We start from the raw sequence: 19,362 nt of genomic DNA on the forward strand, positions 1-19,362 counted from the left end.
AGGGATGCGGGGCGGCGCGTCGCGCGGCCCCGCCGCCGGTTGCGGCGTTACCGCCGGGTCATTGCTGCGCCTTCGCTCCGTAGCGCTTCTGCCAGGTCTCGAGGATCGACTGGCGGTTCTTCGCGGACCACACGAAGTCGTTCTTCACGAGCAGGTCCGCATAGTTGTCGGGAATGCCGGCCAGCTTGCGCGCGACGCCCGGGTACGCGACGATCGCCCACCACCGCGCGGTGATCTGGTTCGCTTCCTTGCTCGCCATGAAATCGGCGAGCTTCTTCGCGGCATCGGGCTGCTTCGTCGTCTTCATGATCGCCGTGCCTTCCATGTCCCAGCCGAGCCCTTCCTTCGGGAACACCAGATCGATCGGCGCGCCCTGCGACCGCAATTCGTGGCCGCGGAACTCGAACGAGATGCCGATCGGGAACTCGCCGGTGCCGGCGAGCGTGCACGGCTTCGAGCCCGAGTGCACGTACTGCGCGACGTTCTTGTCGAGCGCGTCCATGAATTTCCAGCCGCGGTCCTCGCCGAAGGTCTGCAGCCATGCGGTGACGTCGAGATAGCCGGTGCCCGACGACACCGGGCTCGGCATCACGATCGCGCCTTTGTAGACCGGTTTCGTCAGGTCTTCCCACGACGTCGGCTTCGGAATGTTCTTCGCCTGCGCGGCGACGCGGTTGTAGCAGATCGTCGCGCCCCACACGTCCATGCCGACCCAGTGCGGCGGCGTGTTCGCGTCGCTGTACTTGCGCGTGAGCTGGTCGAAACCCTTCGGCGCGTACGGCATCAGCATCCCCTGCAGATCGAGCAGCGTGAGGCTCGATGCGGCGAGGCCGAGCACGACGTCCGCGCGCGGGTTGTTCTTTTCCGCGAGCAGCTTCGCGGTGACCGAGCCGGTCGAGTCGCGCACCCAGCGGATCTCGATGTCGGGGTTCGCCTTCTCGAATGCGTCCTTGTAGGGCTTCATCGCCTCGTCCTCCAGCGCGGTGTAGACGAGCAGCGGCGTCTTCGCATGCGCCGCCTGCGCGGCGCCGAGCGCGACCGCGACGGCCAGCGCGACGCGCGCCGCACCCGTCGCCCATGCATTCAAACGCTTCTGTACCGGCACTTCGTTCATCTTCAGACCCCTTGACTGTGGCGCCGCCGCTGCGGCGGATGAGTGGAGACCAGCCCTCTTGCTGCTACGTTGTTTTGCTTTCTGTTCTCTGCATGTTGTTGACAATCTACAAATCATCAATTTTAATGTCAAGCATGGAAAACACCTCCTCGGCGCGGCGCGGGCGCCGACAGCTCAACCCCCTTCGAACCGAAAGGACTGAACGTCATGAGTGAAACGCCTGTATCCGTGGAAGTGAACGGCCGCCGCTACAACTGGATGAGCCGCCCCGTGGTCGTGGTCTGCGTCGACGGCTGCGCCTATGAATATCTCGAGATGGCGGCCGAGGCCGGCGTCGCGCCGTTCCTGCGCACGCTGCTGAAGCCGGGCACGGCGCTCAAGGGCGAGTGCGTGGTGCCGAGCTTCACGAACCCGAACAACCTGTCGATTGTCACCGGCGTGCCGCCGGCGATCCACGGGATAAGCGGCAACTACTTCTACGATCGCGACACCGGCGCCGAGGTGCTGATGAACGATCCGAAGTATCTCGTCGCGCCCACCGTGCTCGCGACCTTCGCCGAACGAGGCGCGCGCGTCGCGGTCGTCACCGCGAAGGACAAGCTGCGCCGCCTGCTCGGCAAAGGGCTCAAGGGCATCTGCTTCTCGTCGGAGAAGGCCGACGAGGCGAGCCTCGAGGAAAACGGCATCGACAACGTGCTCGAACTGGTCGGCAAGCCGGTGCCGAGCGTGTACAGCGCGGAGCTGTCCGAGTTCGTGTTCGCGGCCGGCGTGCGCCTGCTCGAGACGCGCCCGATCGACCTGATGTATCTGTCGACGACCGACTATGTGCAGCACAAGTGCGCGCCCGGCACCGACGGCGCGAACGCGTTCTACCAGATGATGGATGCGTACCTGAAGCGGCTCGACGAACTCGGCGCGATCGTCGCGATCACGGCCGACCACGGGATGAACGCGAAGCACGACGGCGAGACCGGCGAGCCGAACGTGATCTACCTGCAGGAGCTGTTCGACGAATGGCTCGGCCACGACGCCGCGCGCGTGATCCTGCCGATCACCGATCCGTACGTCGTGCACCACGGCGCGCTCGGCTCGTTCGCGACCGTCTACCTGCCGGCTTCCGTCGATGTCGATGCGCTGCGCGCGCGGCTCGCCGCGGTGGACGGCATCGAGGTCGTGCTGACGGGCGCCGAAGGCTGCGCGCGTTTCGAACTGCCGCCCGCGCGGATGGGCGACCTGATCGTGATTTCGAAGCAGGACGTCGTGCTCGGCACGCGCCGCGTCAAGCACGACCTGTCGGGCCTCGACGTGCCGCTGCGCTCGCACGGCGGGATCTCCGAGCAGATTGTGCCGCTGATCTTCAGCAAGCCGGTCGCGACCGACGTCGCGGGTCGCGCGCGACTGCGCAACTTCGACATCATCGACATCGCGCTCAACCATCTGCAGTGACGCGGACGCATCCGCGAGGGAGACATCATGAACGCCATTGCAGCATCGACGGAAGCCGGGACGGTTCATCGTGAAGCACTCCGAATCGATGGGGAAAGGATCCATCGCGACGCGGTGATCGAAGTGCGCAATCCTTACGACGGATCACTTGTCGGCACCGTGCCGAAGGCGACACTCGACGACGTGCGGCGCGCATTCGCCGTCGCGCGCGCCTACCGGCCATCGCTCACGCGTCACGAGCGTGCGGCGATCCTGCGCCGCGCGGCCGACATCGTGCGCGCGCGCACGGCTGCGATCGCGGCGCTGATCACGGCCGAGGCCGGGTTGTGCATCAAGGATTCGACGTACGAAGCCGGGCGCGTGGCCGACGTGCTCACGTTCGGCGCGGGCGAAGTGCTGAAGGACGACGGTCAGATCTTCTCGTGCGATCTGACGCCGCACGGCAAGAAGCGCCGCGTGTACACGCAGCGCGAACCGCTGCTCGGCGTGATCTCCGCGATCACGCCATTCAACCATCCGATGAACCAGGTCGCGCACAAGGTCGTGCCGTCGGTCGCGACCAACAACCGGATCGTCGTGAAGCCGTCGGAGAAGGTGCCGCTGTCGTGCTACCTGTTCGCGGACATCCTGTACGAAGCCGGCCTGCCGCCGCAGATGCTGCAGGTGATCACCGGCGATCCGAAGGAAATCGCGGACGAGCTGATCACGAACCCGGCGATCGACCTGATCACGTTCACCGGCGGCGTGTCGATCGGCAAGTCGATCGCGTCGCGGATGGGCTACCGGCGCGCGGTGCTCGAACTCGGCGGCAACGATCCGATCATCGTGATGGAAGACGCCGATCTCGACGAGGCGAGCACGCTCGCCGTGTCGGGCTCGTACAAGAACTCCGGGCAGCGTTGCACCGCGATCAAGCGCATGCTCGTGCACGAGGCGGTGGCCGATCGCTTCACCGAGCTGGTCGTCGAGAAAACCCGCGCGTGGACGTACGGAAATCCGGCCGATCCGTCGGTCGACATGGGCACCGTGATCGATGAAGCGGCCGCGAAATTCTGCGAGCAACAGGTGAACGATGCGATTGCGCGCGGTGCGCGGCTCCTGGTCGGCAACGTGCGCGACGGTGCGCTGTATTCGCCGACGGTCGTCGATCGCGTGACGCCCGACATGCCGCTCGTGAAGTACGAGACGTTCGGGCCCGTGTCGCCGATCATGCACTTTCGCGACATCGACGAGGCGATCCGGATGTCGAACAGCACCGACTATGCGTTGTCGTCGTCGGTCTGCACGAACCGCTTCGACAACATCACGCGCTTCATCACGGAGCTCGAGGTCGGCAGCGTGAACGTGCGCGAGGTGCCGGGCTACCGGCTCGAACTCACACCGTTCGGCGGCGTGAAGGATTCGGGTCTCGGCTACAAGGAGGGCGTGCAGGAGGCGATGAAGAGCTTCACGAACACGAAGACCTATTCGCTGCCGTGGTAAGCGGCATGTAACGTGCCCGCGCCCGCACCGGCTTCGCGGCCGGTGCGGGTGTTATTCGTTCCGCGCATTCGTCGGGTGGTCGCGCAGGCGGCGGTGTTTGTCGCGGATGGCCGTGCCGGCGCGGCCGGTGCATCGCGCGAGTTGTTCGGGCGACCGCGCGAGCCGCGAACTGCGTCGCGATGCCCGCGCAGAGCGTGCCGGTAATCCTACGGCCACACGACATGGCTGCGTGGGCGATCAATCCGGTCGGTGGCCGTCGAGCACGGCGGCGACGATCGCTTCCGGCGCATCTTCCTGAACGAGGTGGCCCGCACGCGGCACGCGGATCAGTCTGCCGCCCGCGATGCGATCGGCGAGGGCTTGCCCCTGTTCCAGCGGAATCCACGCATCGTCCTCGCCCCACACGATGCGCACCGGGAAGTCCGGCGGCGCATAGCGTGCCTCGGCTTCCTCGATGTAACGCTGGCGCATCTGCGCGATCTGTCGATAGAAAGCCGGCTGGCCGGCCGGCGTGAGCCATGGCGAGCGATAGATCGACAGCGCGTCGTCGCTCAACGGTTGTGCGACGGCATTGCCGATATAGGCCGACACGAGCGCATGGTGCGCATACGCCGGCAGCCCGGCGAACGCGGCTTCGTGTTGCGCGACGTGCCGCACGAACGGCGAGCCTTGCGGCGCGATCGCGACCGGGTTCACGAGCGTCAGGTCCGAATACGCGATGCCGTCGAGGAAGTGCGCGCGCAGCACGGTCGCCGCGCCGTAATCGTGCGCAAGCACGCGCGGGCGGGAAATATTCCATTCATCGAGCAGGGCGCCGAACAGCACGTTCTGCCGGCCGAGCGAGACGTCCGCGTCGGGCATGTCCGACGCGCCGTAGCCGAGCAGGTCGTAGAAGAACACGCGATGGCGCCGCGCGAGCCACGGCGCGATCCGACGCCACACCTGCGACGAAAACGGCGTGCCATGCACGAGCACGAGCGGCGGCCCTTCGCCGAGCGTGCCCCATGCGATCCGGTGACCGTCGAAAACGAAGCGATTCGCGAGATCGAGCATCGGTGCCTCCGTGATAACCTGTTTCGGTTGATAACAGGTTACGCCTGTTCATCCGGATATGAAACCGATAGGTGGAAATAAATGGTTACTCGACATGAGCCGGCGCGACGGGCGCACGCGTGGAGCGCGGCCGATTTCGTCGGCGGTCATCCGGCGCTCGACTTCCTGAATACGGTGGCGGACACCGGCAAGACGCGCGACGAGGACAAACTCGTCGACTGGGCGGCCGTGCACGCATGGGCGGGCAAGTCGGGATTGCTGTCCCGGGCCGACCTGACGCGGTTCATGCGTCATACCCGGCACGACGGCGCGGACGCGCTCGCCGCGCTGCACGATTTTCGCGAGGATGCATACGTGGCGCTCGCGCACCTGACGAGCGGCGGCGGTAGCGTCGGCACCGGCGCGCGAGCGGTCGGCCGGCTCGCGGAGGCCATCCGCGATGCGATCGGGCGCAGTTCGCTCGACGCGGTCGATGGACGCTTCGCGTGGCGGCCCGATGCGCGTGGCGTGTCGCGCTGGGTCGACGCGGCCGCGCTCGGCTTCGAGCATCTGCTGCGGGGCGACGACTTCGCGCGCGTGCGGCAGTGCGGTCGCTGCACGTGGTTCTTCGTCGACCGCGGCCGTGGCGTCGGGCGACGCTGGTGCGACATGCGCACGTGCGGGAATCGCGCGAAGGTGGCGGCGTTCAGGGAGCGGTGAGGCCGCGATGTCGACGGCCCGGCCACTGCGCGCTCGTCATTCAGCGAGTTCGTGCGGCCGGTGGTCGGGCCACAGCGCGCCGATGACGAACAGTCCGCCGACGAGGAACGGCGCGCCGATCGCGAACAGGATCGCCGTGAGCCCCCACCGGTCCCAGAACCGGTCGATGACCGCGCGCTCGGGTATGACGGGGTCGTACAGCACGTTGACCACTTCGCCCTCGTACAGCCCGGGGCGCGATGAAGCCGAGCCTTGCGCGAACGTGACCGGGCGGCCGCTGTCGGTCGTGAACGCGATGGTTGCCGAATAGAGCGGCGACGTGCGTGTGCGGGACGATTGTGCGGATTCGTTGATCTCGACGACGTGGCCGGTCGAATGCGCGTAATGACGCGCGATCTGCCACTGGCGCAGCCCGGCCGCGCCGGCGCCGGCCAGGAAGCCGGTGCCGATCACGATCGGCATCAGCGCGATCGCGATGTTCCAGCGGCGCCGGCCCGGCTTGCCGCCGCCCGGCGCGGGCAGCGAGTCGGCTTGCCTGCCGCGTTGCCCGTTCGCGTACAGCAGGCTGCCGATCGCAAGTGACGCGACCGCGAGCAGTGCCGGCACTGCGACGGGAAGCCAGCGCTGCGTGAAATCGTCGATCAGCGCGGGTCGATCCGGATGGTCCGGATCGACCAGCACGTCCACGCTTTCGCCGATGTCGTACGCCGGGACCACCGATGCGGTATTGCCGGCGACTTCCCGGCGGCGGCCGTCGTTCGCGAGATAGGCGACGATCGGCCGATATCCACGCATCGCGTCGCTGTCCTGCACGATGCGCACGACGGTGCCCGGCGCCCGGACCAACCCGCCCACCGCATGGTTCGCGGTGACGGCGAGCATCGCCGCGACCACGAGCAGCGCGATGCCGAGCGCGAGTGCGACGAGCGCGTCCTTACGTGGCATGACCGGATCCGCGGCGTGCGTCGTGCGATGCGGCCGGATGCGATCGGAGGCGTGGCGCGACTCGACGCGCGCGCCGCTGTCGGCGTGACCATGCCCTCTGAATGGTCGCGTCTCGCTCACATGATTCCATGTCTGACGTCCCATGCTCTCTCAGTGCCGGCGGCGATACGGCGTTCGCCGTGCCGGTCGTGTGATAATTTTGTCGGACGATTCTAGCGGAAAGTATCGGCGGCGAGGCATGTATGTAATTGCATGCCGTGATGCAGCGAGTCGGGCGGGCGCGTGAATCGCGGCGCCGAAATGGAAAAAGGCCGGTCAGCTTGCGCTGACCGGCCTTTGGAATTCCTGGTGGGGCGTGAGTGACTCGAACACTCGACCTACGGATTAAGAGTCCGCTGCTCTACCAACTGAGCTAACGCCCCCAACAGAAGAAAGATTATGCATGGGTATTTCGGTCTTGGCAAGCCCTTTCTGCAAATTTCCTGAAAATACTTGGTCACGGCCCCGCCGGCCCTGCGTGCGGTAGCGAGCGATCGCAGTTGGCGCGCTCCCGGTATGATGACGTCCACATCTGTTGCGCGGCGGTCGCGCAACATTCTCTGGACTTCCGAAGATGGACGAAAACGCAGTCCGCGAATTGCTGGATCGCCTGCTGGCCCCGTGGGTCCGCTCGCTCGGTCTGGTCCCCGTATCGATCGGCGACGACAGCGTCACGATGCGCCTGCCGTTTTCCGGCGAATTCCGTCATTCGGGCGGCATCATCTGCGGGCAGGTGTTCACGGCCGCGGCGGACACCGCGATGGTGGTCGCGATCTCGGCCGCGCTCGGCGAGTTCCGGCCGATGACCACCGTATCGCTGAACACGAATTTCATGCGCCCGGTGCGCAAGGGCGACGTGCTCGTCACCGCGCGCGTGCTGCGGATGGGCCGCAACCTGGTGTTCGGCGAAGTCGAGCTGTTCGACGAGGACGGCAAGATGGCCGTCCATGCGACGTCGACCTACGCGCTCGTCGGCTGAGCGCCGCGATGTTCGACCAGATCGTATTCGCGGGCGGCGGCAATCGCTGCTGGTGGCAGGCCGGCTTCTGGGACGTTGCCCGGCCGGCGCTCGGCTTGCGTCCGCGCGTGATCGCCGGCATCTCGGCCGGCGCGGCCACCGCCTGCATGCTGTATACACGCGACGCCGCGTGGGTGATGCGCTATTACGAGGAAGCGCTGCGCCACAACCGCAAGAACGCGTACTGGGGCAACCTGTTCGGGCGCGAGCCGGTGTTTCCGCATTACCGGATCTATCGTCAGGCGCTGCTCGACATCTATGGCGAGCCGTTCGCGAAGCTCGCCGACGCGCCGGAGATCCGCATCGGCGTGTCGCACGTGCCGCGCTGGCTCGGCGCGCGCAGCGCGGTCGCGGCGGGCCTCGTCGCATACAACATCGAAAAATACGTGCGCAAGACGCTGCACCCGACGCTCGGGCGCAGGCTCGGCTTCCGGCCCGAGTTCGTGCGCGCGCAAGCATGCGCGAGCGTCGAGGAACTCGCCGACCTGATCCTGCAGTCGTCGTGCACGCCGCCGTTCACGCCGGTGCTGCGCCGCGGCGGCCGGCCGGTGCTCGACGGCGGCATGGTCGACAACGTGCCGGTCGACGCGCTCGACGCATCGCCGGGCGACGTGCTGGTGCTCGTCACGCGGCTGTATCCGCGCCCGCAAATGTTCACGGTCGCGCACGGCGACCAGCGACGGCTTTATGTGCAGCCGTCGAGCAAGGTGCCGATTTCGAGCTGGGATTACACGAGTCCGTCGCAGATGCTGCATGCGTACGACCTCGGGCGGCGCGACGGCGAGCATTTCCTCACGCGCGTGGCCGCGATGACGGGCGGCCGCGTGGCTGCCTGAGGGCGGAAAGGAAGAGCGGGGGCGGCGAAGCCGCGCGGCGAGCGCGGCCCGCTTCGGTCAGCGTACGCGGCGCGGCGTCAGCGCTTCCGGGTTGACGACGCTCGACAGGTCGCCCTGGTCGAACGCGAGGATGTTGCGGAACGCCGCGCTGAAGTAAAGCTCGTAGCTTTCGCGCTCGACGTAGCCGATGTGCGGCGTGCAGATCACGTTTTCCATGCGCAGCAGGCTGTAGCCCTGCAGGATCGGCTCGCTCTCGAACACGTCGATCGCGACCATCCCCGGACGGTTGTGCGACAGCGCGTTGACGAGCGCGTTTTCCTCGAGCAGCTCGGCGCGGCTCGTGTTGACGAGCAGCGACGTCGGCTTCATCCGCATCAGGTCTTCCTGCTTGACGATCCCGCGCGTGTCGTCGTGCAGGCGCAGGTGCAGCGACAGCACGTCGCTCTGCTCGAACAGCGCTTCGCGGCTGTCGGCGGCCGTGTAGCCGTCGGCGCGCGCGGCCTCGAGCGAATGCTCGCGGCCCCAGATCAGCACGTTCATCCCGAAGGCCTTGCCGTAACCGGCGACCAGCCGGCCGATCTTGCCGTAGCCCCAGATGCCGAGCGTCTGGCCGCGCAGCACCTGGCCGAGACCGAAGTTCGGCGGCAGCGCCGACGTCTTCAGCCCCGACTGCTGCCACGCGCCCTGCTTCAGGTTCGCGACGTATTGCGGGATGCGGCGCTGGGCGGCCATCACGAGCGCCCAGGTCAGTTCGGCCGGTGCGATCGGCGACCCGGTGCCTTCGAGCACCGCGATGCCGCGGTCGGTACATGCGTCGAGGTCGATGTGGCTCGAGATACGGCCGGTCTGGCTGATCATCCGCAGGTTCGGCAGCTTGGCGAGCAATTGCGACGAAATCGGCGTGCGCTCGCGAATCAGCACGAGCGCCTCGACTTCCGCGAGACGGCTCGCGAGTTGCCCCAGGCCGCGTACCGTGTTGTTGAAGACCTTCACGTCGTGCTCGGCGAGCATCTCGAAGCAGTTCAGCTTGCGGACGGCGTCCTGGTAGTCGTCGAGGATGGCAATTTTCATGATCAGCGGGAGTCGCGCGTTGAAAGCGGCAGTGGCGGCGGCGCACGTCGCGCACCCGTCCCGCCCGGCCGGGGCCGACATGATGCTACGTCGGCGCACGGCGTGGGGTCTTTTTAACAGGTTGTTACGCTCCGCCGCAATCGGCGCTGGCCTGAGCCTGCGCCGCTTCCATCGGACGCGCCCGAGTGCGATGTTGTGTCGCATCAGACACGTCCTTTCTGATTCGGCCGCTTACCGGACGAGGTTCACCCAATTGTTGCTCCAATCAGAATAATTGGATCATCCATTCGCGATGACTGAGGATTTTTGACTATTTTTATCGTCAACCGGGGCCCTGTTGAGCAACTCTGCATCATTTCCGCTGTCGTAGGAGAATTACGCATTTGCTTCAACTTTTTGAAGTTGTAACAGCGGCAGGAGTCGTTTATGGATCATTTGCAGTCGATGCGCGTGTTCGTCAAGGTTGCGGATCTCGGCAGTTTCGCGCGGGCCGCGAGTGCAATGGATATCTCCAACGCGGTCGCGACGCGTCACGTCGCCGATCTGGAAGGCCGGCTCGGCACGCGGTTGCTGAACCGCACCACGCGCAGCCTTTCGCTGACGGAGTCGGGCCAGGTCTATCTGGAGCGGGCGCGCCAGATTCTCGATGAACTCGAGGATGTCGAGCAGATGGTCGTCGCGCGCAATCACGAGCCGGTCGGCACGCTGCGCATCGTCGCGCCGGTCGTGTTCGGGCTGCACAATCTCGCGCCCGTCCTGCAGTCGTACACCGAGAATTTCCCGAAAGTGGTGCCGGATCTGACGCTGGTCGATCGGCAGGTCGATCTCGTCGAGGAAGGCTTCGACGTCGGCATCGTCGTCACGCGCCAGATGCGTAGCGCGAGCATCGTCACGCGGCGGCTCACCACGGGCTGCATGACCGTGTGCGCGACGCCGAGCTACCTGGAAAAGCACGGCGTGCCGACCCACCCGGAACACCTCGCCGAGCATCCGGCGCTGAGCTTGCCGACCGAATACTGGGGCGACGAGCGCGTGTTCACGGGGCCCGACGGCGAAGTGCGCGTGCGCCCGACCAACGTGATCGTCGCGAACAACACGGCGATGCTGCGCCAGTTCGCGCTGCTCGGAATGGGCGTCGCGATCCTGCCGAGCTACCTGATCGGCAGCGACATCGCGCGCGGCGCGCTGGTGCGGCTGCTGCCGGATTTCCGGCTGCCGCAGGTGGAAATCAACATCGCGTATCCGAGCCGGCGCCATCTGCCCGCGAAGGTGCGCACGTTCATCGATCACCTCGTCGAGTATTTCAGCCACTCGACCGACGCGATGATGGGCGAACAGTGGGCCGCACAGGGGGCCGCGCCCGCGCCGATCGGCGTCGAGATGCGTGCCGAGCCGCCCGAATCGACTGACCCGAACCTGCAGCCGCGCCTCGCGCGTTCGACGCGCGCGCGCGTCGCGGTGCCGTCGCCGCTGTAACTCACGTCGCGGCGGTCGCGCACCGGCACGGCCAGCACCAAGAAAAAACGCGGATCGAGCGATCGATCCGCGTTTTTTTTATCACCGCGTTGACGGGCGTTCGCCCGGCGCGTGACGCGCCGGCGGCCGGAGCATCACGAGCCCGTCTTGCGCGCCGTCGTCTTGCGGGCGGCGGTCTTGCGGGCCGGTGCCGGCTTCTCGTCGGCGCCTTCCGTCACGGTTTCGGCGTCCTTCGTCGCCGATTTTGCCGTCTTCTTCGCGGCGGCGGCCTTCGGCTCCTTCTTCTCGAACTCGAAACCGATCTTGCCGTCAGGCTGCTTCACGAGGAAGGCCTTGAAGTTGCGGCCCGTGCGCGACGACTTGAAGTTCGGCAGCAGATCCGTGCGGCCGTCGGCCAGCAGCTTCGCCATTTGCTCGCGCGTGATTTCCTGCTGCAGGATCACCTTGCCCGAACGGAAGTCGCAGGTCTTCGGATTCGCGACCGAGTGCTCGCACACGTAGCTCATCCCGTGCTCGAACACGCGGCCCTTGCACTTCGGGCACGCGCCGACCGGTTCCTGCGCGGAGAAGTCGGGCGCCTCGCCTTCCTCGCCGCCCTGGTCCTGGCCGAAGTCGAACTCGAGCTTGTAGTTCTTCGTTTCGTCGTCGAACGACAGCTTGAGGATCGCCGAGAACGGACGGCCCATCTTGCTGCGGAAGCCCGACAGCGGGCCGATCGTCTTCTCCCGCAGCAACTCCTCGACTTCCGCGATCTCGAACTGCCGGCTGCCCGGAATCTTCGAGATCGAGAAGTCGCACTTCGTGCACGCGAAGCGGCGGTAGTTTTCCTTCACTTGTCCGCCGCAGTTCGGGCACGGCGTCTCGAGCGTCGCGTAATCGCCGGGGATCGTGTCGGAATCGTATTCCTTCGCGCGCTTGACGATCTGCTGCGTCATGCGCGCGATTTCCTGCATGAACGCGTCGCGTCCGAGGTTGCCGCGCTCCATCTGCGACAGCTTGTATTCCCATTCGCCGGTGAGCTCGGGCGCGGTCAGCTCCTTCACGCCGAGCCCGCGCAGCAGCGTCATCAGCTGGAATGCCTTCGCGGTCGGGATCAGTTCGCGGCCTTCGCGCACGAGATATTTTTCGCCGAGCAGGCCTTCGATGATCGCCGCGCGCGTCGCCGGCGTGCCGAGGCCCTTCGCGGCCATCGCCTCGCGCAGCTCGTCGTCCTCGACGAGCTTGCCGGCGCCTTCCATCGCGGACAGCAGCGTCGCTTCCGAGTAGCGTGCGGGTGGCTTCGTCACGAGCGCGACCGCCGCGATCTCGTCCGTCTTCACCTTCTCGTCCTTCTGCACCGGCACGAGGTTCGCGTCCGCGCCTTCGGCGTCGCGGCCGTACACCTGCAGCCAGCCCGGCTCGACGAGCACCTTGCCTTCGGTCTTGAAGTGATGGCCGGCGACTTCGGTGATCCGCGTCGTGACGCGGAATTCGGCTGCCGGGAAAAACACCGCGAGGAAGCGCTTCACGACCATGTCGTACAGCTTCTGCTCCGGCTCGGACAGCGACTTCGGCGCCTGCAGCGTCGGGATGATTGCAAAGTGGTCGCTGATCTTCGAGTTGTCGAAGATCCGCTTGTTCGGCTTCACCCAGCCCTTGTCGAGCACCTGCTTCGCGTGCGGCAGGTAGTTGTGGCTCTCCTTGAGCATCTCGAGCGTGGACTGCACCGTCGAGAGGTAGTCTTCGGGCAGCGCGCGGGCGTCGGTACGCGGGTACGTCAGCACCTTGTGCTTTTCATACAGTGCCTGCGCGAGACCGAGCGTGTTTTTCGCGGAGAAGCCGAAGCGGCTGTTCGCCTCGCGCTGCAGGCTCGTCAGGTCGAACAGCAGCGGCGACAGCTGGGTCGACGGCTTCGATTCCTCCGACACCGTGCCGATCTGGTCGCGGCACGCGGCGACGATCGTTTCGGCGGCCGGCAGGCTCCAGAGGCGCGAGTCGCGCTTTTCCGGATCGAATTCGTCGCGCTTGAATTTCGGGTCGAACCACTTGCCTTCGTAGAAACCGCCGGCGCATGCGAACTCGGCCTTCACTTCCCAGTAGTCGCGCGGGACGAAACGGCGGATTTTCTCTTCACGTTCGACGACGATCGACAACGTTGGCGTCTGAACGCGACCGACGGTCGTCAGGAAGAAGCCGCCGCCCTTGCTGTTGAACGCGGTCATCGCACGCGTGCCGTTGATCCCGACGAGCCAGTCGGCTTCCGAGCGGCAACGCGCGGCGTCGGCGAGCGGTTGCATGTCCGAGTCGCTGCGCAGGTGCGCGAAGCCGTCGCGGATGGCCTGCGGCGTCATCGACTGCAGCCACAGGCGCTGAACCGGCTGCTTCGCCTTCGCGTGCTGCACGATCAGGCGGAAGATCAGCTCGCCTTCGCGCCCCGCGTCACATGCGTTGATCAGGCGATCGATGTCCTTGCGCTTCATCAGCTTGGTCAGGACTTTCAGGCGCGACTCGCTTTTTGCGATCGGGTTCAGGTCGAAATGCGGCGGAATGACGGGCAGATGAGCGAAGCTCCATTTTCCGCGCTTGACCTCGTACTCTTCCGGGGCGGCGATTTCGAGCAGGTGGCCGACCGCGGACGAAAGGACGAATTCGTCGCTCTCGAAGTATTCGTCATGCTTGGTAAAGCCGCCCAAAGCGCGCGCGATGTCGTTCGCGACAGAAGGCTTTTCCGCAATGATCAGTGCTTTGGACATGACAGATGTGTGTTGGTAGACCGGGTTCGCCGGTGTGGGTCCCTTTTACGACGGCTTTATAGCACACGCTGCGGCGACGGCGGCGCGGCGTGCAAAAAGCGGCTCATCATAGTGGGGGGCCGCAACGGCGGCAAGCGCCCGGCACGGCGGCGCGCGCAATGGCGCGAAAAGCTGCCGGGCCGGTGCGTGGCTTACGCCTCTACATTCAGGACGTTGCGCAATTTCGGTGCGTGCGGCGCGCCGGGCACGGCGCTCAGGTCGGACAGCATCCGTTCGACGATTGCCGCGTGCGGCAGCACCGTGCCGAAGAAGCGCGCGGTGTTCGCGTCCTCGATCAGGATCGTCGGGAAATTCTCGACGTCGAGATCGTCGAGCCGGTCGGCATGGGTTTCGATGTCGATCCACGCGAAGCACACGTCGGGATGGGCGTCGGCGAGCTGGTCGAAGGCCGTTCGGTAGTCGCGGCAGGTGCCGCACCATTCGGCGCACAGGCAGGCGACGAGCAGCGTATCGGGATCGGCGAGGCGCTCGGCGATCCGATCGGCATCGGTGTCGAGATTCAGCGCGGGCATGGAATTCCTTGGGTAGCATCGGCGGCACGGCCGCCTCTATGCGGGGGAATGTAGCACGCCGGACGCGGGCGGGGTGGGCGTTGCGTCAAGCCGCGCAAAGCGTCCGCCGGGCATGCTGGCGACCCGCCCGGCCAGTTCGAGCGCGAGCAGCGCCCGGTGCAGCGCGTCGTCGGAAAGGGCAGTGTGCTCGGCGAGCCATTCGTAGGTCACGGGGCCGTATCCCAGCGCGGTGAGCACGGATCGTTCGGCCGGGTCGCCGGGCGGCGCGGCATCGATCTCGGCGGAGGCGGTAGCTGCAGCAGCAAAATCCGTTTTGCCGGCCTGCTCGCCCGTGCCGCGCTCCGCGGCGTCGGCTGTTTCTCCTTTATCGGGGCGCGAACGCGAATTCGTCGTGGCGCGGGCTGCAGGAGTCGCCGGTTCACCCAGCCCGTATTCCTCCAGCACGTCGAGCGGTGTCGCAGTGAGCTTCGCGCCGTCGCGGATCAGCGCGTGGCAGCCTTGGGCAAGCGGCGCGTGGATCGAGCCCGGCATCGCGAATACGTCGCGGCCGAGCTCGTTCGCAAGGCGGGCAGTGATCAGCGAGCCGGAGCGCGGCGCGGCTTCGACGACGAGCACACCGAGCGCGAGCGCGGCGATCAGCCGGTTGCGCTGCGGGAAATGCGGCGCCCGCGCGGGTGTGCCGAGCGGCCATTCGGAAACGATCGCGCCGCGTGCGGCAATTTCGTGCGCGAGGGCGCGGTGCCGTGCCGGATAGACGAGATCGGCACCCGTCGCGATCACCGCGATCGTGCCGGCGCGGCCGTCGAGCCCGCCGCGATGTGCGGCCCCGTCGATGCCGAGCGCGAGGCCGGAGACGACCGCGAGGCCCGCATCGGCGAGCGCCTGCGAGAAGCGCGTGGCATCTGCGAGCCCCTGCGGCGTTGCGTGGCGGCTGCCGACCACCGCGAGCCCGCGTGCGTGCAGCAGGTCGAGCCGGCCCTTTACATATAGCAGCGGCGGCGGATCGTGCAGGTCGCGCAAGCGCGACGGATAGACGGGGTCGCCGAGCGTGACGATCGCGTTGCCCGGCCCATCGAGCCATGCGAGCGCGGCGTCGGTGCGCGCGTCCAGGTCGCTCCGCTCGCTTGCGCGTACCGCACGCGCGACCGCCGCGCTGCTCGCCGCGCCGATGGCCTGGTCGGATGCGCGCAGCAGCGCCGCCGGCGAGCCGAATGCGTCGAGCAGCGCGTGCAGCGCGGCAGGCGACAGGCCCGGCGCATGCGCGAGCTGGAGCCACGCGCGCAACGTCGAGGGCGTCAGCGCTTGCGGCGACATGAGGTTCCCCTCGAATGCGACGGCCAGCGGACCGCGTGGCGCCATGATAAAATTTTCATCATCCGAAATACTCGACAGGGCCGTGCGCACGAGCGTCCGGCCAATTGCAGGAGGCAGACCTGCGGCATTGACATGCCGCGCGTCAGCCTCATCTTCATTGCATCCCGGCGGCGGCGCCAGCCGGCCGGATGGCCGATGCGGCACGTCGCTCCACCGAATACCGAACACCATGGCTTTGCTGAACATTCTTCATTACCCCGACAAGCGGCTGCACAAGGTCGCCAAGCCCGTCGACAAGGTCGACGACCGGATCCGCAAGCTCGTCGCCGACATGGCCGAAACCATGTACGCGGCGCCTGGCATCGGCCTCGCGGCGACGCAGGTCGACGTGCACGAGCGCGTGATCGTGATCGACGTCTCCGAGGAGAAGAACGAGCTGCGCGCGTTCATCAATCCCGAGATCATCTGGTCGAGCGACGCGAAGCAGGTCTACGAGGAAGGCTGCCTGTCGGTGCCCGGCATCTACGATGAAGTCGAGCGTCCCGACCACGTGCGTGTGCGCGCGCTCAACGAGCACGGCGAGACCTTCGAGCTCGACTGCGAGGGCCTTCTGGCGGTGTGCGTGCAGCACGAGATGGATCACCTGATGGGGCGTGTGTTCGTCGAATACCTGTCGCCGCTGAAGCAGACCCGTATCAAGACGAAGATGAAGAAACTCGAACGCGCGATGTGACGCGCGTGTGCCCAGCCCGATCCCGAACGCTGTCATGACCCATACGTTGCGCGTGATTTTTGCCGGCACGCCGGAATTTGCCGCGGCCGCACTCGCCGCGATCCACGAGGCCGGTTTTCCGGTGCCGCTCGTGCTGACCCAGCCCGATCGCCCCGCCGGGCGCGGGATGAAGCTGCAGGCGAGCGCCGTGAAGCGCTATGCCGTCGAGCACGGCATGCCTGTCGCGCAGCCGCCGTCGCTGCGCCGCGCGGGCAAGTACCCGCACGAAGCCGCCGATGCGATCGAGCTGCTGCGCACGACGCCGCACGACGTGATGGTGGTCGCCGCATACGGGCTGCTGCTGCCGCAGGAAGTGCTCGACATTCCGCGCGCGGGCTGCATCAACATCCACGCCTCGCTGCTGCCGCGCTGGCGCGGCGCCGCGCCGATCCATCGCGCGATCGAGGCCGGTGACGCCGAGACGGGCGTCACGCTGATGCAGATGGACGTCGGCCTCGACACCGGCGCGATGATCGAGGAAGCGCGCGTCGCGATCGCGCCCGACGATACGACCGCGACGCTTCACGACCGGCTGGCCGCCGACGGCGCGCGGCTGATCGTCGACGCACTGGTGCGGCTCGAGCGCGACGGCACGCTGCCTGCCACGCCGCAGCCGGCCGACGGCGTGACCTACGCGGAAAAGATCGGCAAGCACGAAGCGGCGCTGGACTGGCGCAAGCCGGCCGACGTGCTCGCGCGCCAGGTGCGCGCGTTCGACCCGTTCCCGGGCGGTGTCGCGATGCTCGACGGCGCGGCAATCAAGCTGTGGGCGGCCGAGCCCGTGGCGACGCACGACGGGCTCGTCGACACGGCGCCCGGCACGATCGTCGACGCTGCGCCGGAAGGCGTGGTCGTTGCATGCGGCAGCGGCGCGCTGCGCGTCACGCAACTGCAGAAGCCGGGCGGCAAGCGGCTGCCCGCGCGCGAATTCCTGGCCGGCTCGCCCCTTGCCGCAGGCCAGCGCTTCGCGTTGCCCGACGGGTCTTGAGCGCCATTCGACCCGACCTGCCGGTCGCGCGCAATCGGCCGGATGGCCGAGTCGCGCGGCGCGACAGGCGCGCGTAGAATTTCCGTGCGCTCTCCGGTTTCGAGGTTTTCATGCTTGGTATTACCCATTTCGGCTTCTTCGTGCTGGCGGTTTTCCTGCTGAACATCACGCCTGGCCCCGATACGGCGTACATCGTCGGCCGCAGCGTCGCGCAGGGCCGTGGCGCGGGGCTGATGTCCGCGCTCGGTATCTCGGCCGGCGGCTGCGTGCACACGCTTGCGTGCACGTTCGGCCTGACCGCGCTGCTCGCGGCGTCGGCGGCCGCGTTCACGGTGATCAAGCTGGTCGGTGCCGCTTACCTCATCTACCTCGGCGTGCGCATGATCCTCGCGAAGCAGGCCGCCGCGCCGGCGGGCGCCGAGGCCGCGCGGGCCACGGCCGCGAAGCCGCTGCGCCAGCTGTTCATGCAGGGTTTCTGGACCAACGTGCTGAACCCGAAGGTCGTGCTGTTCTTCGTGTCGTTCTTCCCGCAGTTCGTGTCGGCCGACAGCCCGCACAAGGCGCTGGCGTTCCTGGCTCTCGGTTCGGTGTTCGTCGTGATGAGCACGGTCTGGACGTGTATCGTTGCGTGGGTCGCGGGCAGCGTCACGCAGCGCTTTTCCGGCAAGCCGGGCGTCCGGAAGTGGCTTGACCGCACGGTAGGCAGCGCCTTCGTCGGCCTCGGGCTGCGGCTCGCGGCGACGCAACGCTGAAATTGAATTTTTCCGGCAAGACCTTATCTAACAAATCGCTTACAATTTTTCGCTGCGCACATGAGGTGCGGCGGGTCCCCTGACGGATAAGGAGTGGGTATGTTCAATTGGGTCAAAACGGCGATGCTGATGGCCGCGATCACGGCCCTGTTCATCGTGATCGGCGGCATGATCGGCGGCTCGCGCGGCATGACGATCGCGCTGCTGTTCGCGCTCGGCATGAATTTCTTCTCGTACTGGTTCTCCGACAAGATGGTGCTGCGCATGTACAACGCGCAGGAAGTCGACGAGAGCACGGCGCCGCAGTTCTACCGGATGGTGCGCGAACTCGCCACGCGCGCGAACCTGCCGATGCCGCGCGTCTACCTGATCAATGAGGACGCGCCGAACGCGTTCGCCACGGGGCGCAATCCCGAGCACGCGGCGGTTGCCGCGACCACGGGTATCCTGCGCGTGCTGTCCGAGCGCGAGATGCGCGGCGTGATGGCGCATGAGCTCGCGCACGTGAAGCATCGCGACATCCTGATCTCGACGATCACCGCGACGATGGCGGGCGCGATTTCGGCGCTGGCCAACTTCGCGATGTTCTTCGGCGGTCGCGACGAAAACGGTCGTCCGGCCAATCCGATCGCGGGAATTGCGGTCGCGCTGCTCGCACCGATCGCAGGCGCGCTGATCCAGATGGCGATCTCGCGCGCGCGCGAGTTCGAGGCCGACCGCGGCGGCGCGCAGATTTCCGGCGATCCGCAGTCGCTCGCCACCGCGCTCGACAAGATCCATCGCTATGCGGCCGGCATTCCGTTCCAGGCGGCCGAAGCGCACCCGGCCACCGCGCAGATGATGATCATGAATCCGCTTCACGGCGGCGGTCTGCAGAATCTGTTCTCCACGCACCCGGCGACCGAGGAACGCATCGCGCGCCTGATGGAAATGGCGCGCACCGGCCGCTTCGACTAAGTCGCCGCGCCCCCGCACATCGCCCCGCATGCCCCGCGCTGCGGGGCGTTTCATTTGCGCGCCCCGTAAAGGGGCAGCATGGCCTCACGCTACAAT

At 66.8% G+C, this 19,362-nt stretch carries 17 protein-coding genes and 1 tRNA gene; 10 read left to right on the plus strand and 8 right to left on the minus strand.

The window, feature by feature from the left end:
• Positions 1–58 precede the first annotated feature (58 nt).
• Entirely contained in the window at positions 59–1,114 is a 1,056-nt protein-coding gene (locus tag HW466_RS17380; protein WP_151004042.1) for a putative 2-aminoethylphosphonate ABC transporter substrate-binding protein, read from the minus strand.
• A gap of 207 nt (positions 1,115–1,321) precedes the next feature.
• Between HW466_RS17380 and phnA the strand changes: the two genes are divergently transcribed.
• Together phnA and phnY are read left to right on the plus strand one after the other, a co-directional pair.
• Positions 1,322–2,560, plus strand: a complete 1,239-nt coding sequence (gene phnA / locus HW466_RS17385) for a phosphonoacetate hydrolase (protein WP_059798836.1) — start codon at positions 1,322–1,324, stop codon at positions 2,558–2,560.
• A 27-nt stretch (positions 2,561–2,587) separates the two neighbouring features.
• Complete coding sequence (gene phnY / locus HW466_RS17390) at positions 2,588–4,042, plus strand: phosphonoacetaldehyde dehydrogenase (protein ID WP_151004044.1); 1,455 nt, start codon at positions 2,588–2,590, stop codon at positions 4,040–4,042.
• Between the two features lie 237 nt (positions 4,043–4,279).
• Here phnY and HW466_RS17395 read toward each other — a convergent pair whose 3' ends face one another.
• On the minus strand, positions 4,280–5,095 hold the full coding sequence (locus tag HW466_RS17395; RefSeq protein WP_151004046.1) for an alpha/beta fold hydrolase: 816 nt from the start codon (positions 5,093–5,095) through the stop codon (positions 4,280–4,282).
• Between the two features lie 81 nt (positions 5,096–5,176).
• Between HW466_RS17395 and HW466_RS17400 the strand changes: the two genes are divergently transcribed.
• Positions 5,177–5,794, plus strand: coding sequence for a CGNR zinc finger domain-containing protein (locus HW466_RS17400; protein WP_059771727.1), 618 nt, complete (start codon positions 5,177–5,179; stop codon positions 5,792–5,794).
• A 36-nt stretch (positions 5,795–5,830) separates the two neighbouring features.
• Here HW466_RS17400 and HW466_RS17405 read toward each other — a convergent pair whose 3' ends face one another.
• Positions 5,831–6,883 carry a DUF3592 domain-containing protein gene (locus tag HW466_RS17405; protein ID WP_151004048.1) on the minus strand — a complete coding sequence of 351 codons (1,053 nt, stop codon included), beginning with the start codon at positions 6,881–6,883 and terminating at the stop codon, positions 5,831–5,833.
• Between the two features lie 202 nt (positions 6,884–7,085).
• Positions 7,086–7,161 (minus strand) — tRNA-Lys (locus HW466_RS17410).
• A gap of 191 nt (positions 7,162–7,352) precedes the next feature.
• On the opposite strand from HW466_RS17410, the gene HW466_RS17415 reads away from it, so the two are divergent.
• A complete protein-coding gene (locus HW466_RS17415) occupies positions 7,353–7,757 on the plus strand; it encodes a PaaI family thioesterase (protein ID WP_057924645.1) in 405 nt (134 codons plus the stop codon).
• 8 nt (positions 7,758–7,765) lie between these two features.
• Complete coding sequence (locus HW466_RS17420) at positions 7,766–8,632, plus strand: patatin-like phospholipase family protein (RefSeq protein ID WP_059798845.1); 867 nt, start codon at positions 7,766–7,768, stop codon at positions 8,630–8,632.
• A 57-nt stretch (positions 8,633–8,689) separates the two neighbouring features.
• On the opposite strand, the gene HW466_RS17425 is transcribed toward HW466_RS17420, so the two are convergent.
• Entirely contained in the window at positions 8,690–9,703 is a 1,014-nt protein-coding gene (locus tag HW466_RS17425) for a D-2-hydroxyacid dehydrogenase family protein (protein WP_059448407.1), read from the minus strand.
• 426 nt (positions 9,704–10,129) lie between these two features.
• On the opposite strand from HW466_RS17425, the gene HW466_RS17430 reads away from it, so the two are divergent.
• A complete protein-coding gene (locus tag HW466_RS17430) occupies positions 10,130–11,179 on the plus strand; it encodes a LysR family transcriptional regulator (protein WP_059448408.1) in 1,050 nt (349 codons plus the stop codon).
• A gap of 134 nt (positions 11,180–11,313) precedes the next feature.
• Here HW466_RS17430 and HW466_RS17435 read toward each other — a convergent pair whose 3' ends face one another.
• From HW466_RS17435 to dprA, 3 genes are all read right to left on the minus strand, one after another.
• Positions 11,314–13,911 (minus strand): DNA topoisomerase III, encoded by a 2,598-nt coding sequence (locus HW466_RS17435; protein WP_059448409.1) that lies wholly within the window; start codon positions 13,909–13,911, stop codon positions 11,314–11,316.
• Positions 13,912–14,102: 191 nt separating this feature from the next.
• Positions 14,103–14,483: a thioredoxin family protein gene (locus HW466_RS17440; protein WP_151004050.1), complete on the minus strand. Its 381-nt coding sequence runs from the start codon at positions 14,481–14,483 to the stop codon at positions 14,103–14,105.
• Positions 14,484–14,519: 36 nt separating this feature from the next.
• Entirely contained in the window at positions 14,520–15,842 is a 1,323-nt protein-coding gene (dprA, locus tag HW466_RS17445) for a DNA-processing protein DprA (protein WP_174905981.1), read from the minus strand.
• 184 nt (positions 15,843–16,026) lie between these two features.
• Between dprA and def the strand changes: the two genes are divergently transcribed.
• From def to htpX, 4 genes are all read left to right on the plus strand, one after another.
• Positions 16,027–16,530, plus strand: a complete 504-nt coding sequence (def, locus tag HW466_RS17450) for a peptide deformylase (RefSeq protein ID WP_040142555.1) — start codon at positions 16,027–16,029, stop codon at positions 16,528–16,530.
• Positions 16,531–16,564: 34 nt separating this feature from the next.
• Positions 16,565–17,557, plus strand: a complete 993-nt coding sequence (gene fmt, locus HW466_RS17455) for a methionyl-tRNA formyltransferase (RefSeq protein WP_174905980.1) — start codon at positions 16,565–16,567, stop codon at positions 17,555–17,557.
• Between the two features lie 110 nt (positions 17,558–17,667).
• Complete coding sequence (locus HW466_RS17460) at positions 17,668–18,309, plus strand: LysE family translocator (protein ID WP_059542601.1); 642 nt, start codon at positions 17,668–17,670, stop codon at positions 18,307–18,309.
• Between the two features lie 99 nt (positions 18,310–18,408).
• The gene (htpX, locus tag HW466_RS17465) at positions 18,409–19,266 is read left to right on the plus strand and encodes a zinc metalloprotease HtpX (protein ID WP_034208696.1); all 858 of its coding nucleotides are present in this window, start codon (positions 18,409–18,411) and stop codon (positions 19,264–19,266) included.
• The last annotated feature ends 96 nt before the right edge of the window (positions 19,267–19,362 follow it).

This window comes from Burkholderia territorii (assembly GCF_902833055.1).
GTDB classification, from domain to species: Bacteria; Pseudomonadota; Gammaproteobacteria; order Burkholderiales; family Burkholderiaceae; genus Burkholderia; species Burkholderia territorii.

Coding starts and splice junctions, on each gene's coding strand:
- HW466_RS17415 (WP_057924645.1), top strand. CDS start 7,353: ATGGACGAAAACGCAGTCCGCGAATTGCTGGATCGCCTGCTGGCCCCG.
- HW466_RS17435 (WP_059448409.1), bottom strand. CDS start 13,911: ATGTCCAAAGCACTGATCATTGCGGAAAAGCCTTCTGTCGCGAACGAC.
- def (WP_040142555.1), top strand. CDS start 16,027: ATGGCTTTGCTGAACATTCTTCATTACCCCGACAAGCGGCTGCACAAG.
- dprA (WP_174905981.1), bottom strand. CDS start 15,842: ATGGCGCCACGCGGTCCGCTGGCCGTCGCATTCGAGGGGAACCTCATG.
- phnA (WP_059798836.1), top strand. CDS start 1,322: ATGAGTGAAACGCCTGTATCCGTGGAAGTGAACGGCCGCCGCTACAAC.
- HW466_RS17430 (WP_059448408.1), top strand. CDS start 10,130: ATGGATCATTTGCAGTCGATGCGCGTGTTCGTCAAGGTTGCGGATCTC.
- HW466_RS17380 (WP_151004042.1), bottom strand. CDS start 1,114: ATGAACGAAGTGCCGGTACAGAAGCGTTTGAATGCATGGGCGACGGGT.
- HW466_RS17440 (WP_151004050.1), bottom strand. CDS start 14,483: ATGCCCGCGCTGAATCTCGACACCGATGCCGATCGGATCGCCGAGCGC.
- HW466_RS17395 (WP_151004046.1), bottom strand. CDS start 5,095: ATGCTCGATCTCGCGAATCGCTTCGTTTTCGACGGTCACCGGATCGCA.
- HW466_RS17425 (WP_059448407.1), bottom strand. CDS start 9,703: ATGAAAATTGCCATCCTCGACGACTACCAGGACGCCGTCCGCAAGCTG.
- phnY (WP_151004044.1), top strand. CDS start 2,588: ATGAACGCCATTGCAGCATCGACGGAAGCCGGGACGGTTCATCGTGAA.
- HW466_RS17400 (WP_059771727.1), top strand. CDS start 5,177: ATGGTTACTCGACATGAGCCGGCGCGACGGGCGCACGCGTGGAGCGCG.
- HW466_RS17405 (WP_151004048.1), bottom strand. CDS start 6,883: ATGGGACGTCAGACATGGAATCATGTGAGCGAGACGCGACCATTCAGA.
- fmt (WP_174905980.1), top strand. CDS start 16,565: ATGACCCATACGTTGCGCGTGATTTTTGCCGGCACGCCGGAATTTGCC.
- HW466_RS17420 (WP_059798845.1), top strand. CDS start 7,766: ATGTTCGACCAGATCGTATTCGCGGGCGGCGGCAATCGCTGCTGGTGG.
- HW466_RS17460 (WP_059542601.1), top strand. CDS start 17,668: ATGCTTGGTATTACCCATTTCGGCTTCTTCGTGCTGGCGGTTTTCCTG.
- htpX (WP_034208696.1), top strand. CDS start 18,409: ATGTTCAATTGGGTCAAAACGGCGATGCTGATGGCCGCGATCACGGCC.